The organism is Streptomyces acidiscabies (assembly GCF_020010905.1).
GTDB lineage: Bacteria > Actinomycetota > Actinomycetes > Streptomycetales > Streptomycetaceae > Streptomyces > Streptomyces acidiscabies.
Map to the genome: position 1 here is coordinate 2,090,583 of NZ_JAGJBY010000002.1, position 20,780 is coordinate 2,111,362.

The 20,780-nt window shown below is 68.8% G+C and carries 16 protein-coding genes and 1 pseudogene; 13 read left to right on the forward strand and 4 right to left on the reverse strand.

The window, feature by feature from the left end; all coding sequences use genetic code 11:
* The first annotated feature begins 144 nt into the window (after nucleotides 1-144).
* From J8M50_RS36220 to J8M50_RS36255, 8 genes and pseudogenes are all read left to right on the forward strand, one after another.
* Nucleotides 145-1,428 (forward strand): MFS transporter, encoded by a 1,284-nt coding sequence (locus tag J8M50_RS36220; RefSeq protein ID WP_010353116.1) that lies wholly within the window; start codon nucleotides 145-147, stop codon nucleotides 1,426-1,428.
* 17 nt (nucleotides 1,429-1,445) lie between these two features.
* The gene (locus J8M50_RS36225; protein WP_010353118.1) at nucleotides 1,446-2,273 is read left to right on the forward strand and encodes an alpha/beta fold hydrolase; all 828 of its coding nucleotides are present in this window, start codon (nucleotides 1,446-1,448) and stop codon (nucleotides 2,271-2,273) included.
* Nucleotides 2,274-2,331: 58 nt separating this feature from the next.
* On the forward strand, nucleotides 2,332-3,348 hold the full coding sequence (locus J8M50_RS36230; RefSeq protein WP_223786382.1) for an alpha/beta hydrolase: 1,017 nt from the start codon (nucleotides 2,332-2,334) through the stop codon (nucleotides 3,346-3,348).
* A gap of 116 nt (nucleotides 3,349-3,464) precedes the next feature.
* Entirely contained in the window at nucleotides 3,465-3,905 is a 441-nt protein-coding gene (locus J8M50_RS36235; protein WP_010353120.1) for a serine hydrolase domain-containing protein, read from the forward strand.
* Between the two features lie 439 nt (nucleotides 3,906-4,344).
* The gene (locus J8M50_RS36240; protein ID WP_010353122.1) at nucleotides 4,345-5,226 is read left to right on the forward strand and encodes a LuxR C-terminal-related transcriptional regulator; all 882 of its coding nucleotides are present in this window, start codon (nucleotides 4,345-4,347) and stop codon (nucleotides 5,224-5,226) included.
* Nucleotides 5,227-5,373: 147 nt separating this feature from the next.
* Nucleotides 5,374-6,678 carry an alpha/beta hydrolase gene (locus J8M50_RS36245; protein WP_010353123.1) on the forward strand — a complete coding sequence of 435 codons (1,305 nt, stop codon included), beginning with the start codon at nucleotides 5,374-5,376 and terminating at the stop codon, nucleotides 6,676-6,678.
* A 292-nt stretch (nucleotides 6,679-6,970) separates the two neighbouring features.
* Nucleotides 6,971-7,575, forward strand: a pseudogene (locus tag J8M50_RS36250) (IS4-like element ISSav1 family transposase); the annotation flags it as partial.
* Nucleotides 7,576-7,756: 181 nt separating this feature from the next.
* Entirely contained in the window at nucleotides 7,757-7,948 is a 192-nt protein-coding gene (locus tag J8M50_RS36255) for a hypothetical protein (protein ID WP_013000103.1), read from the forward strand.
* Nucleotides 7,949-8,505: 557 nt separating this feature from the next.
* On the opposite strand, the gene J8M50_RS36260 is transcribed toward J8M50_RS36255, so the two are convergent.
* Complete coding sequence (locus J8M50_RS36260; RefSeq protein ID WP_010353126.1) at nucleotides 8,506-8,952, reverse strand: anthrone oxygenase family protein; 447 nt, start codon at nucleotides 8,950-8,952, stop codon at nucleotides 8,506-8,508.
* 90 nt (nucleotides 8,953-9,042) lie between these two features.
* Here J8M50_RS36260 and J8M50_RS36265 point away from each other — a divergent pair, with 90 nt between their 5' ends.
* From J8M50_RS36265 to J8M50_RS36285, 5 genes are all read left to right on the forward strand, one after another.
* Nucleotides 9,043-9,621, forward strand: coding sequence for a TetR/AcrR family transcriptional regulator (locus J8M50_RS36265; RefSeq protein ID WP_010353128.1), 579 nt, complete (start codon nucleotides 9,043-9,045; stop codon nucleotides 9,619-9,621).
* A 169-nt stretch (nucleotides 9,622-9,790) separates the two neighbouring features.
* Entirely contained in the window at nucleotides 9,791-12,202 is a 2,412-nt protein-coding gene (locus J8M50_RS36270) for an NACHT domain-containing protein (protein WP_158002792.1), read from the forward strand.
* Between the two features lie 254 nt (nucleotides 12,203-12,456).
* The gene (gene acnA, locus J8M50_RS36275) at nucleotides 12,457-15,171 is read left to right on the forward strand and encodes an aconitate hydratase AcnA (RefSeq protein ID WP_010353130.1); all 2,715 of its coding nucleotides are present in this window, start codon (nucleotides 12,457-12,459) and stop codon (nucleotides 15,169-15,171) included.
* Nucleotides 15,172-15,307: 136 nt separating this feature from the next.
* Nucleotides 15,308-16,666, forward strand: a complete 1,359-nt coding sequence (locus J8M50_RS36280) for a HAMP domain-containing sensor histidine kinase (protein ID WP_010353131.1) — start codon at nucleotides 15,308-15,310, stop codon at nucleotides 16,664-16,666.
* Between the two features lie 223 nt (nucleotides 16,667-16,889).
* On the forward strand, nucleotides 16,890-17,978 hold the full coding sequence (locus J8M50_RS36285) for a lytic polysaccharide monooxygenase auxiliary activity family 9 protein (protein ID WP_010353132.1): 1,089 nt from the start codon (nucleotides 16,890-16,892) through the stop codon (nucleotides 17,976-17,978).
* Nucleotides 17,979-18,267: 289 nt separating this feature from the next.
* Here J8M50_RS36285 and J8M50_RS36290 read toward each other — a convergent pair whose 3' ends face one another.
* The 3 genes from J8M50_RS36290 to J8M50_RS36300 are packed head-to-tail and all read right to left on the reverse strand — an operon-like array spanning nucleotide 18,268 to nucleotide 20,730.
* Nucleotides 18,268-18,960, reverse strand: coding sequence for a DUF1775 domain-containing protein (locus J8M50_RS36290; RefSeq protein WP_010353133.1), 693 nt, complete (start codon nucleotides 18,958-18,960; stop codon nucleotides 18,268-18,270).
* 60 nt (nucleotides 18,961-19,020) lie between these two features.
* On the reverse strand, nucleotides 19,021-19,671 hold the full coding sequence (locus J8M50_RS36295) for a hypothetical protein (protein ID WP_158002793.1): 651 nt from the start codon (nucleotides 19,669-19,671) through the stop codon (nucleotides 19,021-19,023).
* 60 nt (nucleotides 19,672-19,731) lie between these two features.
* Nucleotides 19,732-20,730 (reverse strand): acetylxylan esterase, encoded by a 999-nt coding sequence (locus J8M50_RS36300; protein WP_010353134.1) that lies wholly within the window; start codon nucleotides 20,728-20,730, stop codon nucleotides 19,732-19,734.
* Nucleotides 20,731-20,780 lie beyond the last annotated feature (50 nt).

Consider the following 20,780-nt stretch of genomic DNA (forward strand, 5'->3'; position numbering starts at 1 on the left):
GATCTAATACGTATTAGATCGCTTCGGTAGCCGCAATGGCCTGTAGGGGACGCCCCGCACCCGCTTTGCCCGAGCCGCCCACCCCGGTCGAACACCGTCCCCATGCGCGCCGACGGGGTGGAATCACATGAAGAGAGATCTGTCATGGACGACACGATCCCCGTCAGCACCGACACGACGCCCGCCCGCGTCACCTCCGCAGCCGATCCGGTCCGCCTGCCCCGCCTGCTCGCATTCGTGTTCCCGGGCACCACCGCGATGTACGCCCTGTTCAACGCCATCGGGGTGATCCTCCTCCCCGCACAGGTAGCGCGACTCGCGCCCGACTCCAAGGTCGGCGTCCTGGCGCTGCTGACAACGCTGGCCGCCGTGGCCTCGATGATCGCCCTTCCCACTGGAGGAGCGCTGTCGGACCGCACGCGGTCCCGGTTCGGGCGACGCGCCCCCTGGCTGATGGTGATGGCCTGCGCCTCCGCGCCACTGACGATCGCCATGGGCCTGAGTAACTCGCTGGTCGTCATCGCGATCCTGCTCACGGTCCTGTGGTTCACCATGAACTTCTACGGAGGGGCGATCTCAGCGATCCTGCCCGACCGCGTGCCCGTGGCCCGCCGTGGCGTCGCCTCCGCGGTCATCGGTCTGGGCACGCCGGTGGGCATCCTCTTCGGCGTCAACCTGGCCAGCCGAGTTAGCCAGGTCTGGGCGTACACGGCTCTCGCGCTGGTGCTGCTCGTCACGACGCTCGCACTCGTGGCCGGTGCGCGCGAACCGTCCTCGCTCGACCTGGTCACGGAAAGACCCAAGGACCGAGGCAACGCGACCGCGGCTGTCCGGGCGTTCTTCCGCGCATTCACCCACCGTGACTTCGCCCTGGCCTTCGCCAGTCGGTTCGGCCTGTTCCTGTCCTACTTCACGGTCTCCGGGTACCTCTTCTTCACCGTGCAGGACTATGTCGGGGCGAACAACGTCCCTGGCGGCAACGTCGCCGTCGCGGTGAGCACCCTCTCGACGGTGTCGTTCGGCACCTGGATCGCCGTCGCCACGCTCTGCGGCTGGCTCGCCGACAAGCTCGACCGGCGCAAGCTGTTCATCGCGATCAGCGCCCTCGGCCTGGGCCTGTCCCAGGTCATCCCGATCGTCAGCCACAGCTGGGCCGCGATGCTCGCCTACTCCGCGGTCTCGGGCGCTTCGCTGGGCACGTACTTCGCGGTCGACCTCGCCGTCATGTCGCTGGTCCTGCCGGACAAGGAGAACGAAGGGCGCGACTTCGCCATCCTCAACGTCGCCACCGGCCTGCCCCAACTCGCGGCCCCCGCCATCGCCGGCTCGCTCATCGGACTCGGCGGCTACGGCTCCCTGTTCCTCGTCAGCGGCGCGTGCGCCTTGGTCGCCGGTGCGCTGGCCATGTGCATCCGCTCGATCCGATAGCCCGTACGGAGCCCTCCATGACCCTGGTCACCACACCCACCGGGGTGTCGCTCAACTACGACACCTTCGGCGATCCCGACGCCCCTCCACTGCTGCTGATCCAGGGCCTCGGGGCCCACATGCTCGGCTGGCACGCCGACTTCTGCCGGTTGATCGCCGATGCGGGTTTCCACGTCGTGCGCTTCGACAACCGGGACGTCGGCCTCTCGCAGAAGTTCCCGCAGGGCGGCTACACCCTGGCCGACATGGCGAACGACGCCGCGAGTCTCCTCACCGCGCTCGAAATCCCCGCGGCGCACATCGTGGGCCAGTCGATGGGCGGCATGATCGCCCAGCAGCTCACCCTCGACCACCCCACGCAGGTGCTGAGCCTCGCTCTGATCTACACGGCGCCCAACGCGGGCTTCCTCGTCGGACGCGACCTGGTCGACGAGCGCACCCAGCGCCCCCGGGCCCGCGACCAAGACGAGGCGATCGCTCTGTACCTCGACAACGAAGCTGCGTGCGCCTCACCGGGATATCCCCAGGACATCGACTGGCTGCGCGAACTCGGCGGCCAGACGTACCGCCGGGACTACGACCCGGACGGCATCGTGCGGCAGATGGAGGCACTCGACAACTCCCCCGACCGTGCGCCCCACCTGCACCGCATCACGGTCCCCACCACGATCGTGCACGGCGACGGCGACCAGTTGATCGATTCCGGCGCGTCCCAGGCCATGCACGAGCTGATCCCGGATTCGACGCTGACCATCCACCACGGGATGGGCCACGAACTTCCCCGCCCACTGTGGCCGCAGATCGTCACCCAGATCCGGGACAACACCGCACGAGGGAGGGCGTGACATGGCCCAGGGAACAGGCATGTCACGGACACGGCCCGCAGCAGAGCGGGTAGTGCTGATGCTCGCTGCAGTACTCGCCCTGCTCGTCGGCGTAGCAGCGCCAAGCCCGGCCTCGGCGGCTGACAGTCCGTTCTGCGTGCCCCGGACCACACCGCCCGAGGTGGGACTGACCCTGGTTTCGGTCGAGCGCATCGACGCCCGCACTCGGATGTACGCGTTCCGCTCGAAGGCGGTCGGCGACGCCATGCCCGACGGGCTCGTCCGGGTGCGCGTCATCCTGCCCCCCGACTACGCCCGGTCGCCAGGCAAGCGCTACCCGGTCATGCTGCACCTGCACGGCACCAACAACTCACCCAGCACCTTCCCCGCCAACGAGGTGGAGCAGGTACTGGGCGACAACGACGTGATCTTCGTCGAGCCCGACGGAGGCCCTGCCGGCTTCTACGCCGACTGGTACGGCACCCCCGTCACCGGCCGCGATCTCTTCAACGGACCCGTGCCGTTCCCGCCCCCGGCATGGGAGACCTTCCACATCCGCGAGTTGCTCCCATGGCTGGACAAGACCTTCCGCACCACAGGCCGACGCGCCATCACCGGTACCTCGATGGGCGGCTTCGGTGCGATGGCGTACCCCGCCCGCAACCCGGGGGCCTTCGTCGCCGCCGCCTCCTTCTCCGGCGCCGTGGACCTCGACACGCTGTACCCCATCGCTCCCGTCTTGATCTCCGTGGCCTGGGACCCGTGCATCTTCGGCGACCGAACCCTGCAGGCCGACAACTGGAAAGCTCACAACCCGGTCGACCGGGCTGCCGAACTGCGCGGAGTGTCCCTGTTCGTCGCCAGCGGCAACGGGCTGCCCGGCCGCTACGACGACCCCGTAAGCGCCATCACGGGAGCTCCCCTGGAGATCCTCGTGCACCAGAGCGCCGAGAACTTCGTCGCCGCACTCGACCGGGCCCAAGTCCCCGTCACCACCTGGTTCTACGGCAACGGCACTCATGGGCCGCGGTCCTACGTCTACGACGATCTGCGCCGCTTTCTGCCCCAGGCGATGAGCGCCCTCAACCGCAAGTAGACGGTGCGAGAAGGCGGACCCACCTGGAGCGAGTACTGCTGACCGGTGGGCCGAGGCCGTGCACGAACTGATCGCGGATTCGAAGCGGGACAACACCACACGAGGAAGTGCGTGAAATGACAGCAGTACAGGTGGAAGGCCGCGTGGACAGCGGATTCGAACCGGTCGCGGATGCCTTCGCCGACAATTTCCGTCGGCGCGGCGACACAGCGGCCTCCTGCGTGGTGTACGCCCAGGGAGCCCCGGTCGTGGACATCTGGCCTGGTCAGACCGCCCGGGGCGCCTGGACGCCCGACACCCGCACCGTCATGTTCTCGGTGAGCAAGGGAGTCACCACCCACTGTCTGCTGATGGCCGCCGAGCGCGGACTGATCGAACTCGACGCCCCGGTGGCGAAGTACTGGCCGGAGTTCGCCGAGAAAGGCAAGGAGACGACGACAGTACGGCAACTCCTCACGCACCAGGCCAGGCTCGGTCGCGCCCGAGGCGGATGTGACGCTGGAGAACCTGCGCGCCTGGAAGTCCGTGGCGGACGCGCTGGCCCAGTACGCCCGTAACGAGGGCACTTGCGCGGTGCCTGGCACCGGGCACGGGTTGCGACCGTGCACACACACCATCCACCACCAGACCGGCGCGGTCTCCCGCGTGCTCCTGCCAACCCCCCTCACTGGGCATGTCCGGACCGGCCTCGCCGATTCGATGGAGTCGTGAACGCGAAACAGCACATCTGCGCGCCGAGGCGCGGGTATTCCCAAGCACACCATCGGCCGCATGCCGAGCAATGCACTTCAAGCGAAGCCTGGCCAACCTGGCAGCCTGCGCACTCAGCGACTGGAGACCCTGCTCCGCGGGCGGCTCAAGGCACTGCAGTGCCCGCACAGCATTCTCAGCGGATTCCTCGCCGGGACGGCCTCGCTCCCAACAGACCGAACTGACCCCAACTCGCAGTCAATGTCCGTTGATTGCCTTCTCACTCCTGGACACTGGGCGCATCACATGACTGTCCTGACAGCGGCGCGATCGGCACTGTTCACCAACCTCCTGCACGACATGCGGCGCATCACCGGCGTGGACGCGGTCATGGGCTCGCTGGTGGCGTCCGATGCGGACCACTTCGTCATAGACCAGCTGGTCGGCGTCACCACCGGAGGTCTGCACAACCTGCGCGTCGCCATCGGTACGGGACTGGGCGGTAAAGCGATGGCCCTGCACAGACCGATGCAGGTGCCGGACTACTGCCGCGCGGGCGGCATCAGCCACGAGTACGACCCGGCCGTTCGCCGGGAGCAGATCCGTGCCGCGTTCGCCGTCCCGATCCGGGTTCCGGTCCCCGGCGGTCTCCGAGGCGTGGTCTACGGAGGACGACGCCACGAGTACGTCTTCGGCGACCGCATCTTCGGTGACGTCGCGGTACTGGTACGCGCCCTGGAGCGGGAGCTTGCCGAAGATCTGGAGCTCGACCGCCGATTGGAACGCCTACGGGTGGCGGCCGGGGGCAGCGTTTCGGCCGCGAGCACGGAGATGAGCGTGGCCGAGCGCCGTAGGCTCGTCGACGTCTGTTCCGAACTCGTGCACATAGCGTCAGGGATGCCCGACAGCCCTGAGCGCCGGCAGATCAAGGCTCTCGTACGCCGCCTGGCCGGTCGGACGGCGGAACCGTTCACGGCAGAGAAGACGGCCCGTGCAGCGCTCACGGAGCGTGAACGGGAGATCCTGACCAAGGTCGCCACCGGTGCGACGAACCGCGAGGTCGCCGCCGCACTCAGTATCAGCGCCGAGACCGTGAAGTCGAGCCTCACCTCCAGCATGCGCAAGTTCGGCGTGCGCAACCGTGTCGCTCTCGTGGCAGCGGCACATGCGCAAGGCTGCCTGCGCTGAGGAGACGGCAGCGCAGAACACCCGCACCCCCCGAACGGGGGGCTTACGCCTCGCCAGGACGAGGTCGCACCGCACCTCACCCATACTGACAATCCGATGGTGCGCGCCATTTCCCCCCTTTCCTCACATCTGACAGGACCGCCGGTCATGCGCAACGACCTCGAAGAACCAGGCTCCGAAATGCCCCCGGCATCACCCGGCATACCCGCTCCGCCGCCCGACCCGTCGGACGGTGGCGCGGGCACCGGCTCACGTCCCGTGCGCATCATCCTGCTGGCGGTGGCCGTTCTCCTCGGCCTGCTGGTCCTGGTGAACCAACTGCTGGCCGTACTGCCCGTCGGGTGGCTCTCCCCGGTGCTGCATGTCAGGCTGCTGCAGGCGGTCGTGCTTGTCACAGGCGGCGTGCGCGACACAGTCGGCATCTGGAACATCGTCCTCGCGGCTCTCGCTCTGGCCGCGGCCGTGTACGCCCTGCGCAAGAGCGGTGCCCGCAGGCGTACGGCCCGCACCTTCGTGGCCGTGGCCGGTGTGGGCCTGGCGCTGGCCCTGTTCACCACCACGGTCCAGGTCTTTGCCGTACACGGAGCCACCGGCAAGTGGATCCCCTTCGCGCCGACCACCTTCACCGCGGAGCTCGGGCGGGGACCCGACAGGACCGTCACCTACGCCACGCTCGACGGCGAGAGGATGGAGGCGGACCTGTACCTGCCCGACAACGCTTCCGCCGCTTCGGCCACCCCTCTCGTCGTCAGCATCCACGGCGGCGGCTTCGTACAGGGCAGCCGAGGCCGCACCCCCTATACGAGCTGGCTGGCCGACCACGGGTACGCGGTACTGGACGTCGACTACCGTCTGTCCACCGCGAGCGAACACCGCTGGAACACCGAGGACGCCGACGCCGCCTGCGCCATGACCTGGGCCACGGCTCACGCCGACGAATACCACTGGGACCTGAACCGGGTCGCCACCCTCGGTGGCTCAGCGGGCGGCAACCTGGCCATCAACGTCGCCTACAAGATCAACGCGGGCACCATGAAACCCTCCTGCGGCACCGCCGCCGAACTGCCCCGCGTGAAAGCCACCATCGCCTCGTTCCCCGCCGTCGACCTCACGGCCGGAGAGTCCGACAGCGCGCTGGGGCACCAGGTCGGCCAGTGGCACATAGGCGGCACCCCCGCCCAGCATCCGGACCGCTACCAGGCCGTTGACTCCGCGACCCACATCACCGAGAACGCCCCGCCCACGCTGATCGTCCAGGGCGGCGCCGACCACCTCGTCTTCGCGGAGCACACGAAGGCGTTCGCGGACAAGCTCACCGCCGCCGGCATCACCCACCGGTACGTCCAGTTGCCCTTCATGGAACACGGCTACGACGGCAGCGTCGCCAACATCGGCATGCAGACCACCCGTGCCCTGGCGCTGCCCTGGCTGCGGGACCACCTCGGCGACTGACGGCGGGAGGTTGCGGCTCCGAGGCCGGACACAACCCTCCTGGTCCGGGGCCGACGTCGTACGCCTGATGCGCCGCGAGCAGCCGAGGGAAGTCCAACCCCTCTGCTACTCACACACCCGTACGTGACGATCTGAAGAAAGCCAGGCGCGGTTCGGCGACGAAGTCCGGGCCACGATGAGCTGTTCCTGGAGGTCTTCGAGACCCTCAGCACGGTGGCGGTCCGCTGAGTCGCCTTGTCATCTCCCGAGGAGCGGCGCCAAGTCTTCGGCCGTTGCAAGCAAGCTCCAGTCCGAGCTCTGTCACGAGCGATGGGAGATCGAGTCGGCGTTCTACTCGCTCCGGCAAACCTTGCAATGTGGTCTGGTGCTGCGCTCCCAGGACGCAACCGGGATCCAGCAGGAGCTCTGGGCTCACCTGACCGTCTACCAGGCGCTGCGCCGGGCGATGGTCGAGGCCGTCGAGACGCTCCCTGGCACCGATCCAGACCGCACGTCTTTCACCATCGCCCTGGAGACCGCCAAGGACCAACTCATCGCCGCGGCCGATGCGCTGCCCGAGGCCGGGCCGGGGCACATCGCATCGGCCCTGCTGCACGATCTGCTCCCGCCCCGCCGGGCCCGCGTCAACCCACGTCGCGTCAAGGTCCGATCTCCCGCTATGCCGCGCCGCCTGACCAGGCACAAGTTCTGGGTACCTCCAGGATCACCAGCATCAAAGTCACCGTGCACTCGTCCGCCAACCCGGGCGCCGACGGGCGAAGCGACCGCACGCTGCAACTTTTGCGCACCGCCCCTCTCAGCACCTGGCGCGCATGTGAAATCGCTAGCCTCGAACCCGACTGGATCGCACCCGACCTTCAACACCCCGTCGGCCCCACCCAGTTGACAACCGCGGAGCCGCTCCAACTCCGTGGTCTTGGAGTGCTTCCTCGGGGCGGCCATGGTCGATTTTCCTCTCATGAGAACCATCTGACCCTCTGTCACCATCCTCCGCATCCCGAGGGAACCTCACGGTGGGAACCGAAGAAGCTCCGCCTGGGCCTGTTCTCCGCGGCCACTGGCTCCGCTTCACCGCCCGATGGCGCTGGACCGGCGTCATCACCCACGCGACCCGCAGAGCCAGATCCGGCTCTCAACTGCTCCGCCGCTCAATGTCGAGGGAGCGGAGCAGTGCACGTCGATCGCTGAAATGATGCTCGCCACGCAGGAGGCACAGAAGGCCGCATGCGCTTTCGCCGACGCGGAGATGGTGGCCCGGCTGGGTCTCTGACATTCCGCGAGTAGGCCGGCGGAGGTGCGATGACCCTGCCGAGCAGGCGGTTTGCTCGCGGACGGGGTACGGGCATCCTGTTCCTGACCTGCGGTGGCTGCTCAGCGCCGACCCAGCCCACCGCGGTGCTCGACGCCGGCCTGTGCGGCGAGGGCGATGGTCGGTTCCGAGACGGGGACGTCGCCGAGTGCCTCGTCGATCGCCGGTCAGCATCTTCACCAGGCGCGGGCCGTTCAACAAGCGCGCGATGCCGTTCGTGCAGGGCGGATCGCCAATGCACCAACAGCAGCCCACACCGCGCCGACTCCCCCTGCATAGAGCCGAAAGATTGACTGAGGGCAGCGGGAGTTCCCTGGGACTTTTCTGGGACTTCCGGCTACATCAACGAGTACGAGCGTGAAACATCCGAAAGCCCATTCGTGCAGGTCAGCGACCTACGACCGCACAACGTCGCAGGTCACCGCGCTCACTGGTCTCTTCCGGGACATCTGAGGGACCCAAGGTGACTGCCGCCGTCGCGGGGTTCGCGGCGGCGGCAGTCGTGCTGTGCCGTACGGTCACGCGAGCGCGGCGACCAGCGAAGCGAACGCCGCGACGATGACGCCGACCCGTACGTAGTGCCACCGCCCCCAGCGATCGAGCTGCTGCTTCCAGTCGGCGGGCCGGTTCTCAGGCGTCCACGTCCTGTTCCGGTTGTTGATCGGGACGAGCAGCAGGACCGACATGACGACGCTGAGCAGCAGCAGCGCACCGGCGGCGACGACGAGGCCCGCGCCGGCGTCGCCCCACCCGACGCCCGCCCAGACGGCGACGAGGACCAGCGAGCCGACGTACCAGAACGGCATCACGGCGCCGAGCATCCGGCCCCCGTGCGCGTGGCCGAGCTGGGCGCTGTCCTCGGGCAGCGCGTCGAGGATCCGGTTCATGACGAAGGCGACGGCGAACTCCACGCCGACCATGACGCCGACGACCACGGTGGTGACGATCTCAAGTGCGTCGAGCATGACGCCCCTCCTGGAATCTAGTGCCGCTAGCTGATGGGTCAACGCTAGACCTTCTGCCGCTCGGTTGTCTAGCGGTGCTAGGATCGAGGTATGTCGGTACAGGAACGCAAACAGCGGGAGCGGGCGGACCGCGAACGCCTCATCGTGGCGACGGCCCGCGAACTCGCCGAGCGGCAGGGCTGGGACGCGGTGACCACCCGCCGCCTCGCCGAGAGCATCGAGTACAGCCAGCCCGTCCTCTACAGCCACTTCCGCGGCAAACGCGAGATCATCGGCGCCGTAGCACTCCAGGGCGCCACGGAGCTGGCGGCGGCGATCCGCGCCGCGACGGCCACGGCGGACGGCCCGCGTGCCCGCGTACGAGCCCTGGCCCGTGCCTACCTCGACTTCGCGGAACAGAACCCGGCGGTGTACGACGCGATCTTCCAGCTGGACGGCGGCCTGCCGTACGCGCGCGACGACACCCCGGAACCCCTCAAGGACGCCTTCGCCGCGCTCCTGGAGAGCCTGGGCGAGGTGGCGGGGAACGGCGTCGCCGAGGGCCTGTTCACAGAGACGTTCTGGGCGGCCCTGCACGGAGTGGCGACCCTGACCCGCTCGGGCCGGCTGCCACCGGAGCACACCGAGGCGCGGCTGGACCTCCTGGTGGACCGGCTCGCCCTGGCGTGACTGCGCTCTGCGCGGATCGTCCTGCCATCCAGTTTCATCCGTTTGTGTGGCGCCGCTCCGAACGGGATGCCCGTCGCGGCTTGCGTAGGCAACTGTTGCTCGGATGAACGGTGTTGTCCCTGGAGCGCAGGTGCGGCGTGCCGGGATCGTGTACCTGACCCTGTTGGCCGTGAGCACCGCAGGAGCGCTTCTGGTCGCCCCGCACCTGGAGGACCCGGCGTCCGTGCTCGCGGCGCTCCTGCCGACCTGGGCCGGCGCCTATCTGGCCTGGAGCGCCTACCGGGCCGACCGGGTCGAAGCGGCTGTGGCACTGAGCCCCGCCGAGGCGGCCGACAGGCTGGCCGACGCTGTACGGCGACAGTGGGAGGCCGAGGCCGCGATACGGCGCCTGGCCGACCCGTATCCGCTGCCCGTCGCCTGGCAGGGCACCGACCGCGACCTGGCCGAGGCCTCGGACCCGCAGCGGCTCGCCGGCCGGGACGATGAGATCGCCGGCGTCTTCACACGGCGCATCACGGCCCGGCGGCTGCTGGTTCTGGGCGAGCCGGGGGCGGGCAAGACCCTCCTGCTGGTGAGGCTCGTGCTGGCGCTGATCGAAAGACGACAGGCCGACGATCCGGTGCCGGTCCTGTTCTCGCTGGCCTCCTGGGACCCCGCCGCGCTGGATCTGCGGACCTGGATGGAGCGTCGGCTCGTGCAGGACCATCCGGAGCTCGGAACCCCCGCGTCCCATGTCCATGGGGGGCGGGTCACCCTGGCCGGCCTGCTGCTGGAGCGGCGGCTGGTCCTGCCGGTGCTCGACGGGTTCGACGAACTCCCGGCCGCGATGGGGGCGTTGGCCCTGCACCGCGTCAACGAGGCCCTGCCGTACGGCTGTGGCATGGTTCTGTCGAGTCGTCCGGACGAGTACCGTGCGGCACTGCGGCCACGTGGTGCGGTTCCCGCCCGGCTCGCGGACCTGGCCGGCATCCACCTGCTGCCTCTCGGCGCCAGGGAGGTCGCGGATTACCTGCAACGGGACGCGGGCGGCCCCGGCGCCCGTACAGCCGGGCGCTGGAGCGCGGTGACCCAGGTGCTGGGGACGGCCGAGCCGGTGGGGCAGGCCCTGACCAGCCCGCTGATGGTGTCCTTGGCGCGGTCCATCTACAACCCGCGCCCGCAGGAGGGGCACGAGCGGCTGCCGGATCCCGGAGAACTGCTGCGGCTGCGCACCCGTACGGCCGTGGAGCACCACCTCCTCGACGCCTTCCTCGACGCCGCGTACCGGCCGCACGCGGGCCGCCTCTCCCGGTGGAGCGCCACCCGGGCTCGCCCTGCCCTTCGCTTCCTCGCCCGATACGCGGAGCGCGGACGCGACGGCGCTGCCGAACTCGCCTGGTGGAAGCTCCGGTACGCCGTTCCTGCCGTGCTGCCCCAGGCGCTGGCCGGAGTGCTGCTGGGCGGCACGGCTTGGCTGTTCGAGGGGGTGATCATGGAATTGACCCACCATCTCACCCCGGACGGGGTACCGGTGCGCTGGGACGAGCGGGGCGGCCTCGGCGTCGTGGCGGCCGGGATCTGCGGCGGTCTGACCTGCGGGCTCGCCGCGGGCTTCACCGCCATGGTGCTGTGCGTCCTCGCTGTCATGCCCGACGTCACGCCCGAGCTCGTGTTCAACCGCGTGGCCGACGGGATCTCCCTGGCCCTGGTCGGGGCGATCATCTCCGGCTTCGCTTTCGGTAGCCGGCCAGGCCTGCGGCGGCTCGCCGACTGGGATCGACGGGCCCTGGCGGCCGGAGCCGTGGCCGCCGTCTGCTACGCGGCGGCATTCGGCAACGGCTGCGGCACGGTCAGTGCCCTCCTCTACGGTGTGGCCGCAGCCGCGGTGGGCGCGGACGGCGTGCTCGCCGACCCCGCCTGTCCGGCCGCCCGGATGCGCTGGCACTGGAGTGTGCGGGGTCTCGGCCGCGGACTCCTGGTCGGCATGCTGCTCGGCGGCAGCATCCTGCTGGAAGGACTGCTCGCGGACACCCTGTCCGGCGGCGACGGCGTCGAGTACATCGCGCCGCCCGATCCGCTCGCGGCGTTCTGGTCGGCCGAGCAGACGGGCGCGGTTTTCGCCGTGTCCTGCGTGCTCGTGCACGGCCTGCGCGTCGTCCCGGTCGATCTGGGCACCTCGGTCGACGGCCGGGCCCTGCTCGCCAACGACCGGCGTACATTCGTCAGTTGCGTATCAGTCGCGGCCGTCGTCGGCGCCATGACCATCGGGTTCCAGGGCTGGTGTGCCGTGTTGACGGGCTCGACGCGGGTGTGGGGTGCCGAGGCGGCCGGCAGGCCTTTGTGGGCGTTCGTGGTCGGACTCATCCCGGCCGTCCTGACCGGATTGGCCATCGGGATCCGGCAGTCCGCCTGGGGACACTACGCGGTTGCCCGCTGCTATCTGGCCCTGCGCCAGGGACTGCCGTACGACCTCACGGCCTTCCTCGCGGACGCCTACGACCGGGGTGTGCTCCGGCGGGTCGGTGCCGTCCACCAGTTCCGGCACCTCGCATTGCAGCACCGGCTCGCTGCCGCACGTGGGCCTGGTAGCGGCGGAGGGTGACCGAGTGGCTGTCGTGCATCTCGGCTGTGATCATGAGGTGGGTCTCGATTGGATGAGAGCGGTCAACTGCCCCCGGGCATGACCATCCAGCCCCCATGTACTAGAGTTATCTCGACATCGAGATATCTGCCGAGGCGTACCGTAGCCGCCCCCTCTAGTAAGGGTTACCTAACTTAGCCCTACCTTAGCGGATCGGCCAAGTAGGCGTGGCGGCAGGATGCGGTGGTACGCGCACATCAATGAAGGAGACTGTCGTGTCGGCGAACAGCTTCGACGCCCGCGCCACGCTCAGCGTGGGCGACGAGTCGTACGAGATCTTCCGGCTGGACAAGGTGGAAGGCTCGGCTCGCCTTCCGTACAGCCTGAAGGTCCTGCTCGAGAACCTGCTCCGCACGGAGGACGGCGCGAACATCACCGCCGACCACATCCGCGCGCTCGGCGGATGGGACTCGCAGGCCCAGCCCAGCCAGGAGATCCAGTTCACCCCGGCCCGGGTGATCATGCAGGACTTCACCGGCGTCCCCTGCGTCGTCGACCTCGCCACCATGCGTGAGGCCGTCGAGGCGCTCGGCGGCGACCCGGCGAAGATCAACCCGCTCTCCCCGGCCGAGATGGTCATCGACCACTCCGTCATCGCCGACAAGTTCGGCACCAGCGACGCGTTCAAGCAGAACGTGGACCTGGAGTACGGCCGCAACAAGGAGCGCTACCAGTTCCTGCGCTGGGGCCAGACCGCGTTCGACGACTTCAAGGTCGTCCCGCCGGGCACCGGCATCGTCCACCAGGTCAACATCGAGCACCTGGCCCGTACGGTCATGGTCCGCAACGGCCAGGCGTACCCCGACACCCTCGTCGGCACCGACTCGCACACCACGATGGTCAACGGCCTCGGCGTGCTCGGTTGGGGCGTCGGCGGCATCGAGGCCGAGGCCGCGATGCTGGGCCAGCCGGTCTCGATGCTCATCCCGCGCGTCGTCGGCTTCAAGCTGACCGGCGAGCTGCCGGCCGGTACGACCGCCACGGACCTGGTCCTCACGATCACCGAGATGCTGCGCAAGCACGGCGTCGTCGGCAAGTTCGTCGAGTTCTACGGTGAGGGCGTCGCCGCCACCTCGCTCGCGAACCGCGCCACCATCGGCAACATGTCGCCGGAGTTCGGCTCGACCGCGGCGATCTTCCCGATCGACGCCGAGACGATCAACTACCTGCGCCTGACCGGCCGTTCGGCCCAGCAGCTCGCGCTCGTCGAGGCGTACGCCAAGGAGCAGGGCCTCTGGCTGGACCCGCAGGCCGAGCCCGACTTCTCCGAGAAGCTGGAGCTGGACCTCTCGACGGTCGTCCCGTCGATCGCCGGCCCGAAGCGCCCGCAGGACCGCATCGTTCTCGCCAACGCCGCGCAGCAGTTCGCGCTGGACGTCCGCAACTACGTCGACAGCGCCGACGAGGCGGGCAAGGAGTCCTTCCCGGCCTCCGACTCCCCGGCCGCGACCAACGGCGTCCCGTCGAACCCGGTCACCGTGACCGCCGCCGACGGCTCGACGTACGAGCTGGACCACGGCGCCGTCACCGTCGCCGCGATCACCTCCTGCACCAACACCTCCAACCCGTACGTCATGGTCGCCGCCGCGCTCGTCGCGAAGAAGGCCGTGGAGAAGGGCCTGACCCGCAAGCCGTGGGTCAAGACCACCCTCGCGCCGGGTTCGAAGGTCGTCACCGACTACTTCGACAAGGCGGGTCTGACCCCGTACCTCGACAAGGTCGGCTTCAACCTGGTCGGTTACGGCTGCACCACCTGCATCGGCAACTCCGGCCCGCTGCCGGAGGAGGTCTCCAAGGCCGTCAACGACCATGACCTCGCGGTGACTTCGGTCCTCTCCGGCAACCGGAACTTCGAGGGCCGTATCAACCCCGACGTCAAGATGAACTACCTCGCCTCCCCGCCGCTGGTCGTCGCGTACGCCATCGCCGGTTCGATGAAGGTGGACATCACCAAGGACGTCCTCGGCACCGACCAGGACGGCAAGCCGGTCTACCTGGCCGACATCTGGCCGTCCGAGGCCGAGGTCAACGACGTCGTCGCGAACGCGATCGGCGAGGACATGTTCAACAAGTCCTACGCCGACGTCTTCGCGGGCGACGCCCAGTGGCAGGCGCTGTCGATCCCGACCGGCAACACCTTCGAGTGGGACGCGGAGTCGACGTACGTCCGCAAGCCCCCGTACTTCGAGGGCATGACGATGGAGACCACGCCGGTCGCCGACATCACCGGCGCGCGTGTCCTCGCCAAGCTGGGCGACTCGGTGACGACGGACCACATCTCGCCCGCCGGTGCCATCAAGGCCGACACCCCGGCCGGCAAGTACCTCACCGAGCACAACGTCGAGCGCCGTGACTTCAACTCCTACGGCTCCCGCCGAGGCAACCACGAGGTCATGATCCGCGGCACGTTCGCCAACATCCGCCTGCGCAACCAGATCGCGCCGGGCACCGAGGGCGGCTATACCCGCGACTTCACCCAGGCCGACGGCCCGGTGTCGTTCATCTACGACGCCTCGCAGAACTACCAGGCCGCCGGCACCCCGCTGGTCATCCTGGGCGGCAAGGAGTACGGCTCCGGCTCGTCCCGCGACTGGGCCGCCAAGGGCACCGCGCTCCTCGGCGTCAAGGCCGTCATCACCGAGTCGTACGAGCGCATCCACCGCTCGAACCTCATCGGCATGGGCGTCCTCCCGCTCCAGTTCCCGGCCGGCCAGAACGCCGAGTCCCTCGGCCTCACCGGCGAGGAGACCTTCTCCATCACCGGCGTCACCGAGCTGAACAACGGCACGACCCCGAGCACGGTCAAGGTCACGACCGACACCGGCGTGGAGTTCGACGCGGTCGTCCGCATCGACACCCCCGGCGAGGCGGACTACTACCGCAACGGCGGCATCATGCAGTACGTGCTGCGCAGCCTGATCCGCAAGTAGGGCTCGCCGCAAGGCAGTTGAGGGCCGTATCCCCGTATGTCGGGGGTGCGGCCCTTCTGCCGTATCCGCCCCGTTACATCGCCCCGCCTCAGGCTGGACACAGGGTTCACCCAGCCGACCGGGACAGGATCAGGACATGATCCGTACCCGCCTGCTCCTCTTCGTCGGCGCGCTGCTGGCGGTCGTCTGTACGGCGATGGCGTCGGCGACCGTTCTCACTCAACGCGCGCATCTGCTCGGGGAGTTGGACGACCGCGTCACCGCCGCCGCCGAACAGGGGGCGCCCGGCGGTCCGGTGGGACTGCTCGCCGCCCGCACGGACGCCACCGGCCGCGTCCTCACCGCGCACGTCACCGGACACGGCGACCTCACCCCCGTACAACGCGAAGCGCTCACCGGCATCGCCCCCGACGGCGACAAGCACACGCGTACGGTCCCCGGCCTCGGCGACTACCGCCTCACGGCGCCCGGCGGAAACGTCCTCACCGGCCTTCCCATGGCCGACGTCCAGAACACGATCCGCAGCCTTCTCCTCACCGAGACGACGATCGCGGCGGTCGGTCTGACGGCGGCGGTGTGCGGCTGCGCGATGGCGATACGGCGTCAACTCCGGCCTCTCGAAAGGCTCGTGACGACAGCTACGGCCGTGTCCCGCACGCCGCTCACCGAACTGCCCCGACTCTCCGCCGACTTGAGCACCGAGACGGGCCAACTCGCCACGGCCCTCAACCGGATGATCGACCACGTCGAAACGTCCCTCACGGCAACCCGCCACACCGAGGAACGCATGCGGCGCTTCCTCGCGGACGCGAGCCATGAACTCCGCACGCCGCTCGCCTCGATCTCCGGATACGCGGAACTGATGAACCGCGACGCCGGTGTCATGCCGGCGGAGCTGGCGTGGAGCAGGGTGAGCGCGGAGTCGGCGCGGATGACGGGGCTGGTGGAGAACCTGCTCCTGCTGGCGCGGCTGGACGAGGGGGGTCCGCTGGAGAGGGGGGAGGTCGATGTGGCGGGGGTGGTCGCGGAGGCGGTGTGGAGGGCGCGGAGGGAGGGGTGCGAGTGTGAGCTTGAACTCGGGGTGGGGGAGGGGGTGTTGGTGGTGGGGGACGAGGGGAGGTTGCATCAGGTGGTGACTCAGCTGCTGACGAATGCGCGGGTGCATACGCCGGTGGGGACGAGGGTGAGGGTGAGTGTGGAGGGGACGGGGGGTGTGTGCGTGATCCGGGTCCGCGACACGGGCCCGGGAATCCCGCAGCACCTGCTACCGACGGTCTTCGACCGCTTCACGCGGGCGGACGAGTCGAGGGTACGTACGCATGGGGCGTTGGCGGGGTCGGGTCTGGGTCTGGCGGTGGCAGAGGCGATAGTCAGAGCGCATGGCGGCACGCTCACGGCCCAAAGCCAGCCGGGCGAAACGGAGTTCAGGATCGAACTACCGTTGGTGAGAGGAACTATGGGAGCTGTAAAAGTGGCAGCGCAGCAACGTACCTAAGGGGCGCGGGGCTGTATCGATTTGCGGCTACCGCCGCGTGGGCGCGACCAGCCACAACGCACCCGCAGCCGCCAAACTACCTTCACCCCCGTTTACATCGGCGCCCCGCAGCGATACCTTCCGCACAGATGGGGTGGGAGCGCTCCCACCCGTGGACCGGAACCCACCAGGACCGCCCCCACCCCATACCCGCACAGCCGTAGAGAAAGGACGGCTCCCCCTCATGTCCCCCACCTCGACACATGGCATGATCACGACAAATTTATCGAGGTACCTCCGCACCCGCCCCCTCCTCCTCGTCCTCTTCTCGCTCCTCGCCGTCATCCCCGCCCTCGGCCTGATCGTCTCGACCGGCGGCAAGGCGGAAGCGCACGGCACCCCGATGAAACCCGGCAGCCGGACGTTCCTGTGCTGGCAGGACGGTCTGACGGACACGGGCGAGATCAAGCCCGTCAACCCGGCGTGCAAGAACGCCCAACAGGTCAGCGGCACAACGCCGTTCTACAACTGGTTCTCGGTCCTGCGCTCGGACGGCGCCGGCAGAACCCGCGGCTTCGTGCCGGACGGCCAACTCTGTAGCGGCGGCAACACGAACTTCACCGGCTTCAACGCGCCCCGCAACGACTGGCCGCTCACCCACCTGACGTCCGGCGCGACCATGGACTTCTCGTACAACGCCTGGGCCGCGCACCCGGGTTGGTTCTACGTGTACGTCACGAAGGACGGCTTCGACCCCACGAAGACCCTCACGTGGGACGACATGGAGTCGACGCCGTTCCTGAGCGCCGACCACCCGCCGCTGCACGGCTCGCCGGGGACCGTCGAGGCCAACTACTCGTGGACCGGGCAGCTTCCGGCGAACAAGTCCGGCCGCCACATCATCTACGTGGTCTGGCAGCGCTCGGACAGCTCGGAGACCTTCTACTCCTGCTCCGACGTCGTCTTCGACGGCGGCCACGGCGAGGTGACCGGCATCCACGAGCCGGGCAACCCGAACGAGCCCGTGCCCGGCACCTGCACCGCCACCCGCCGTACGACGGGCAGTTGGAGCGGTGGCTACCAGTCCGAGGTCACCGTCACCAACTCCGGCGACGTCCCGATGCTCGGCTGGATGGTCAACTGGACGCTCGCCGCAGGGCAGAAGGTGGACAGCCTCTGGAACGGCGCGGCCACTTACAGCGGGCAGGACGTGATGGTCCACAACGCCGGCTGGAACGGGTCGCTCAGTCCAGGGCAGAGTTCGACCTTCGGGTACGTCGTCACCGGGGGCAGTGGGGACAGTACGGCCAGCCTGCCCTGTCGGGTCGGCTGATCAACCGCAAGGAAGACGGGCTGCTCTGAGCGGACCCGGTGGCATCGAGCCGTGTGCCACCGGGTCCGCGAGCCGGACGGCCCCAGGGGGGGGAGGGGCCGTCCGGGGTGGTCCCCCGGCGTCCGGACGACGACACGGAGCTGGGGGAGCACGGGCGACAACGCCGTCGGCGGATAACGTTGTCGGAAGGTCTGTACTTGTACTGTACAGCCTCAACTGCCGGTCCAGTCAAATGAGTTGACGTGCGAGAGGGGCCGGGCGGTGGTGTGCCGGCCGGCCCCGGACAGCGCTATTCGGCCGTCTGTGTCCGACGCCGTACGACGAAGTATGTGATGGCCAGTACACCGGCGATGCCGATGCCGATGATCGCCCAAGTCGTCCCGGATGTGCCGCTGTTGTCGTCCTTCTCGGCGGCTACCGGGGACGCGGAGGGGGACGGTGTGGATGCCGGGGTGGTCGCGGGGGTGCTCGGTGTGGGCGTGCTCTGGACCAGTGCCGCCGGCTTCAACTTCAGTACCGGTGCCGGGTTTCCGCTGTGGGAGTGGTCCTCCTCTTCCTTCTTGCCGGGTTCCTCCAGCTCGATCCAGCGGTCGGTCTTGCCGTCGCTGTACGTCTGGAGCGTCTTGAACACGAGCTCCTCCGCGTCCGGCAACTGCTTGACGGTGACCGACACTTCGACGTCCTCGCCGGTCGGCATCGGGGCGCCCTTCACGGTGAAGCCGTCCGAAGTCGGTGCGAGGGTCCAGTTCTTGGGGCCGCTCGCGTAGGTCACGTCGGCGGGGGCGATGCCCTTCGGGAGGACGACCCGGACTTCCTTGATTCCGGCCGTCGCCGACTCGGACTCGGCGGACCAGGTCAACTCCACGTTCTGGGCGAGGGCTTGGGGGTTGTCGGCCTTGACTTCTACGTGGGCGGCGGCGGATTGGGCGGTGAGGAGGACGAGGGCGGTGGCGGCGAGGGCGGTGAGGGTCTTCTTGAGCATGGTTGGTCGTCTCCAGGCAGGGGTGTAGCGCGGATCGGCTCAAGGGCCGTCCGTGGAAGGTCAGTTGGTGTGGTTCGACCTGGCTGCTGGAGGGCCTCTGCGCACCACGACATGCGCGAGTGCTACGCCACCGGCGCATCGGGGGAGGGTGATGGTGTGAGGTGGGAAGACTTGTGCATCGGGGGAGGCGGGGGTGAATCCCGTCAATGCCCGGAGGGCGGCGGTGCGGTGCCGTATGCCTTGGGCGAGCCGCCAGAAGACCTGGTCCGCGCGTTGGAGCAGGGCGGCGACGAGGAGGGCGGCGAGGGCGTGGGCGGCGGTCATGGTCCAGGAGGCGTGGGTGGCCGTTGCCTCAGAGGCGTGATGGACGTGTGCGGAGCCGGTGTGCCCCGCCGCCAGCCACTGATGGAGCCCGCCCTGGGCGAGGGCGCAGGCGAGTGCCACCACGGGTAGTGACCGGGGTCGTCGAACGCCCAGCAGGCCGAGCACGAACAGCACACTCGCCCCGACCAACACGCGCTGCCAGTGGGGAGGTTCCTCGGCGACGAGGTGGTGAGCAGTCGCCCCCAGGGCGGCGCCAACAGTAGCAAACACACCGGCACGAGCCACAGGTACCGGCGCGTCAGCGCCGTCCTTCAGGGGCGCGGGGAACTGCGCGAGCAACCACGACGAAGCCGCACTCGCCCCGCAACCCCAGCGCACTTCACTCATGTTCCGCCCATCATGGAGCACCCGCTCCCCAGACGGATACGAATCACCTCACCAAACTACTCAATCCACCCCCTCGAACACCCCCGCCAACCACTCCAACTGCAACGCGACATGAACCGCGTCCCCACCCTCATGCCCGTTGTACGCGTACGTATGAATCTCCCGCCGAGGCTGCGAACCCCCCACCTCCCCATACCGATTGAACGCCGCGAACGCCCCACTCGGCGGACACACCCGATCCCTCAACCCCGTCCCGAAATGCGCATGGGCCCGAGCCCGCCGAGCGAACGACACCCCCTCCACATAGGCCAACGTCCGATACGCGACCTCCTCAACTCCCCGATGCACAGAGAGATACGCGGCGATCTCCCCGTACGGCCCCGCATCCGTGAGCTCCAACGCCCGCCGAACCCCGCACAACAACGGCGCAGTAACCAACGCGGCGACAAGGTCAGGCACCAGCCCGGCAACGGCCAACGCCAGCCCCCCACCCTGACTGTTCCCGACGACGGCAACCCGGGACGCGTCGACACCCGGCAACGTACGCACGGCCTCGACGGCCCGCACGGCATCGGTGATGAGCCGCCGGTAGTGGTACTGGTACGGATCGAGCAGCCCCCGTACGACAACTCCCGGCCCCCCGGCGGTAGGTGGCCCAGGGTCGAGGGTCCCGCCCCCACCGCTCCCGTAACTGTCCCCCTGAGCCCGGTTGTCCATCAGCAAGTGCGCGTACCCGGCGTTGACCCAGGTGAGCCGCTCATGGGACAGCCCCCGCCCCCGCCCGTACCCGGCGTACTCGACGACGGTCGGCAACGCGTCCGGCGTGTTCGCGGGCCGGCTGTACCAGGCCCGCACGGGATGCCCCCCGAACCCGGGAAACGTGACGTCCCAAGTCTCCGTCAGCTTCAGCCCGTTGCTGACCGGCTCGGTCCGCACGCGCAACGGCACCTCGGCGGCGGCCTTGAGCGTCTCGTGCCAGAACGAGTCGAAGTCGGCGGGCTCGTCCAGCGGTGGCCGGAACGACTCCAGCTCAATCAGCGGCAGATCGAACGCGCCCACGGCGACACCTCGCAGGATTCGGTAACGGAATGGAAACTTGCGGAGCTGAG

Bases quoted from the DNA above. Each gene is read 5' to 3' on its own strand.
- J8M50_RS36260 (WP_010353126.1), bottom strand. From the start codon at position 8,952: ATGCTCGACGCACTTGAGATCGTCACCACCGTGGTCGTCGGCGTCATG.
- J8M50_RS36225 (WP_010353118.1), top strand. From the start codon at position 1,446: ATGACCCTGGTCACCACACCCACCGGGGTGTCGCTCAACTACGACACC.
- J8M50_RS36265 (WP_010353128.1), top strand. From the start codon at position 9,043: ATGTCGGTACAGGAACGCAAACAGCGGGAGCGGGCGGACCGCGAACGC.
- J8M50_RS36235 (WP_010353120.1), top strand. From the start codon at position 3,465: ATGACAGCAGTACAGGTGGAAGGCCGCGTGGACAGCGGATTCGAACCG.
- J8M50_RS36255 (WP_013000103.1), top strand. From the start codon at position 7,757: ATGGCGCTGGACCGGCGTCATCACCCACGCGACCCGCAGAGCCAGATC.
- J8M50_RS36230 (WP_223786382.1), top strand. From the start codon at position 2,332: ATGCTCGCTGCAGTACTCGCCCTGCTCGTCGGCGTAGCAGCGCCAAGC.
- J8M50_RS36295 (WP_158002793.1), bottom strand. From the start codon at position 19,671: ATGAGTGAAGTGCGCTGGGGTTGCGGGGCGAGTGCGGCTTCGTCGTGG.
- J8M50_RS36280 (WP_010353131.1), top strand. From the start codon at position 15,308: ATGATCCGTACCCGCCTGCTCCTCTTCGTCGGCGCGCTGCTGGCGGTC.
- J8M50_RS36290 (WP_010353133.1), bottom strand. From the start codon at position 18,960: ATGCTCAAGAAGACCCTCACCGCCCTCGCCGCCACCGCCCTCGTCCTC.
- J8M50_RS36285 (WP_010353132.1), top strand. From the start codon at position 16,890: ATGTCCCCCACCTCGACACATGGCATGATCACGACAAATTTATCGAGG.
- J8M50_RS36245 (WP_010353123.1), top strand. From the start codon at position 5,374: ATGCGCAACGACCTCGAAGAACCAGGCTCCGAAATGCCCCCGGCATCA.
- J8M50_RS36240 (WP_010353122.1), top strand. From the start codon at position 4,345: ATGACTGTCCTGACAGCGGCGCGATCGGCACTGTTCACCAACCTCCTG.
- J8M50_RS36220 (WP_010353116.1), top strand. From the start codon at position 145: ATGGACGACACGATCCCCGTCAGCACCGACACGACGCCCGCCCGCGTC.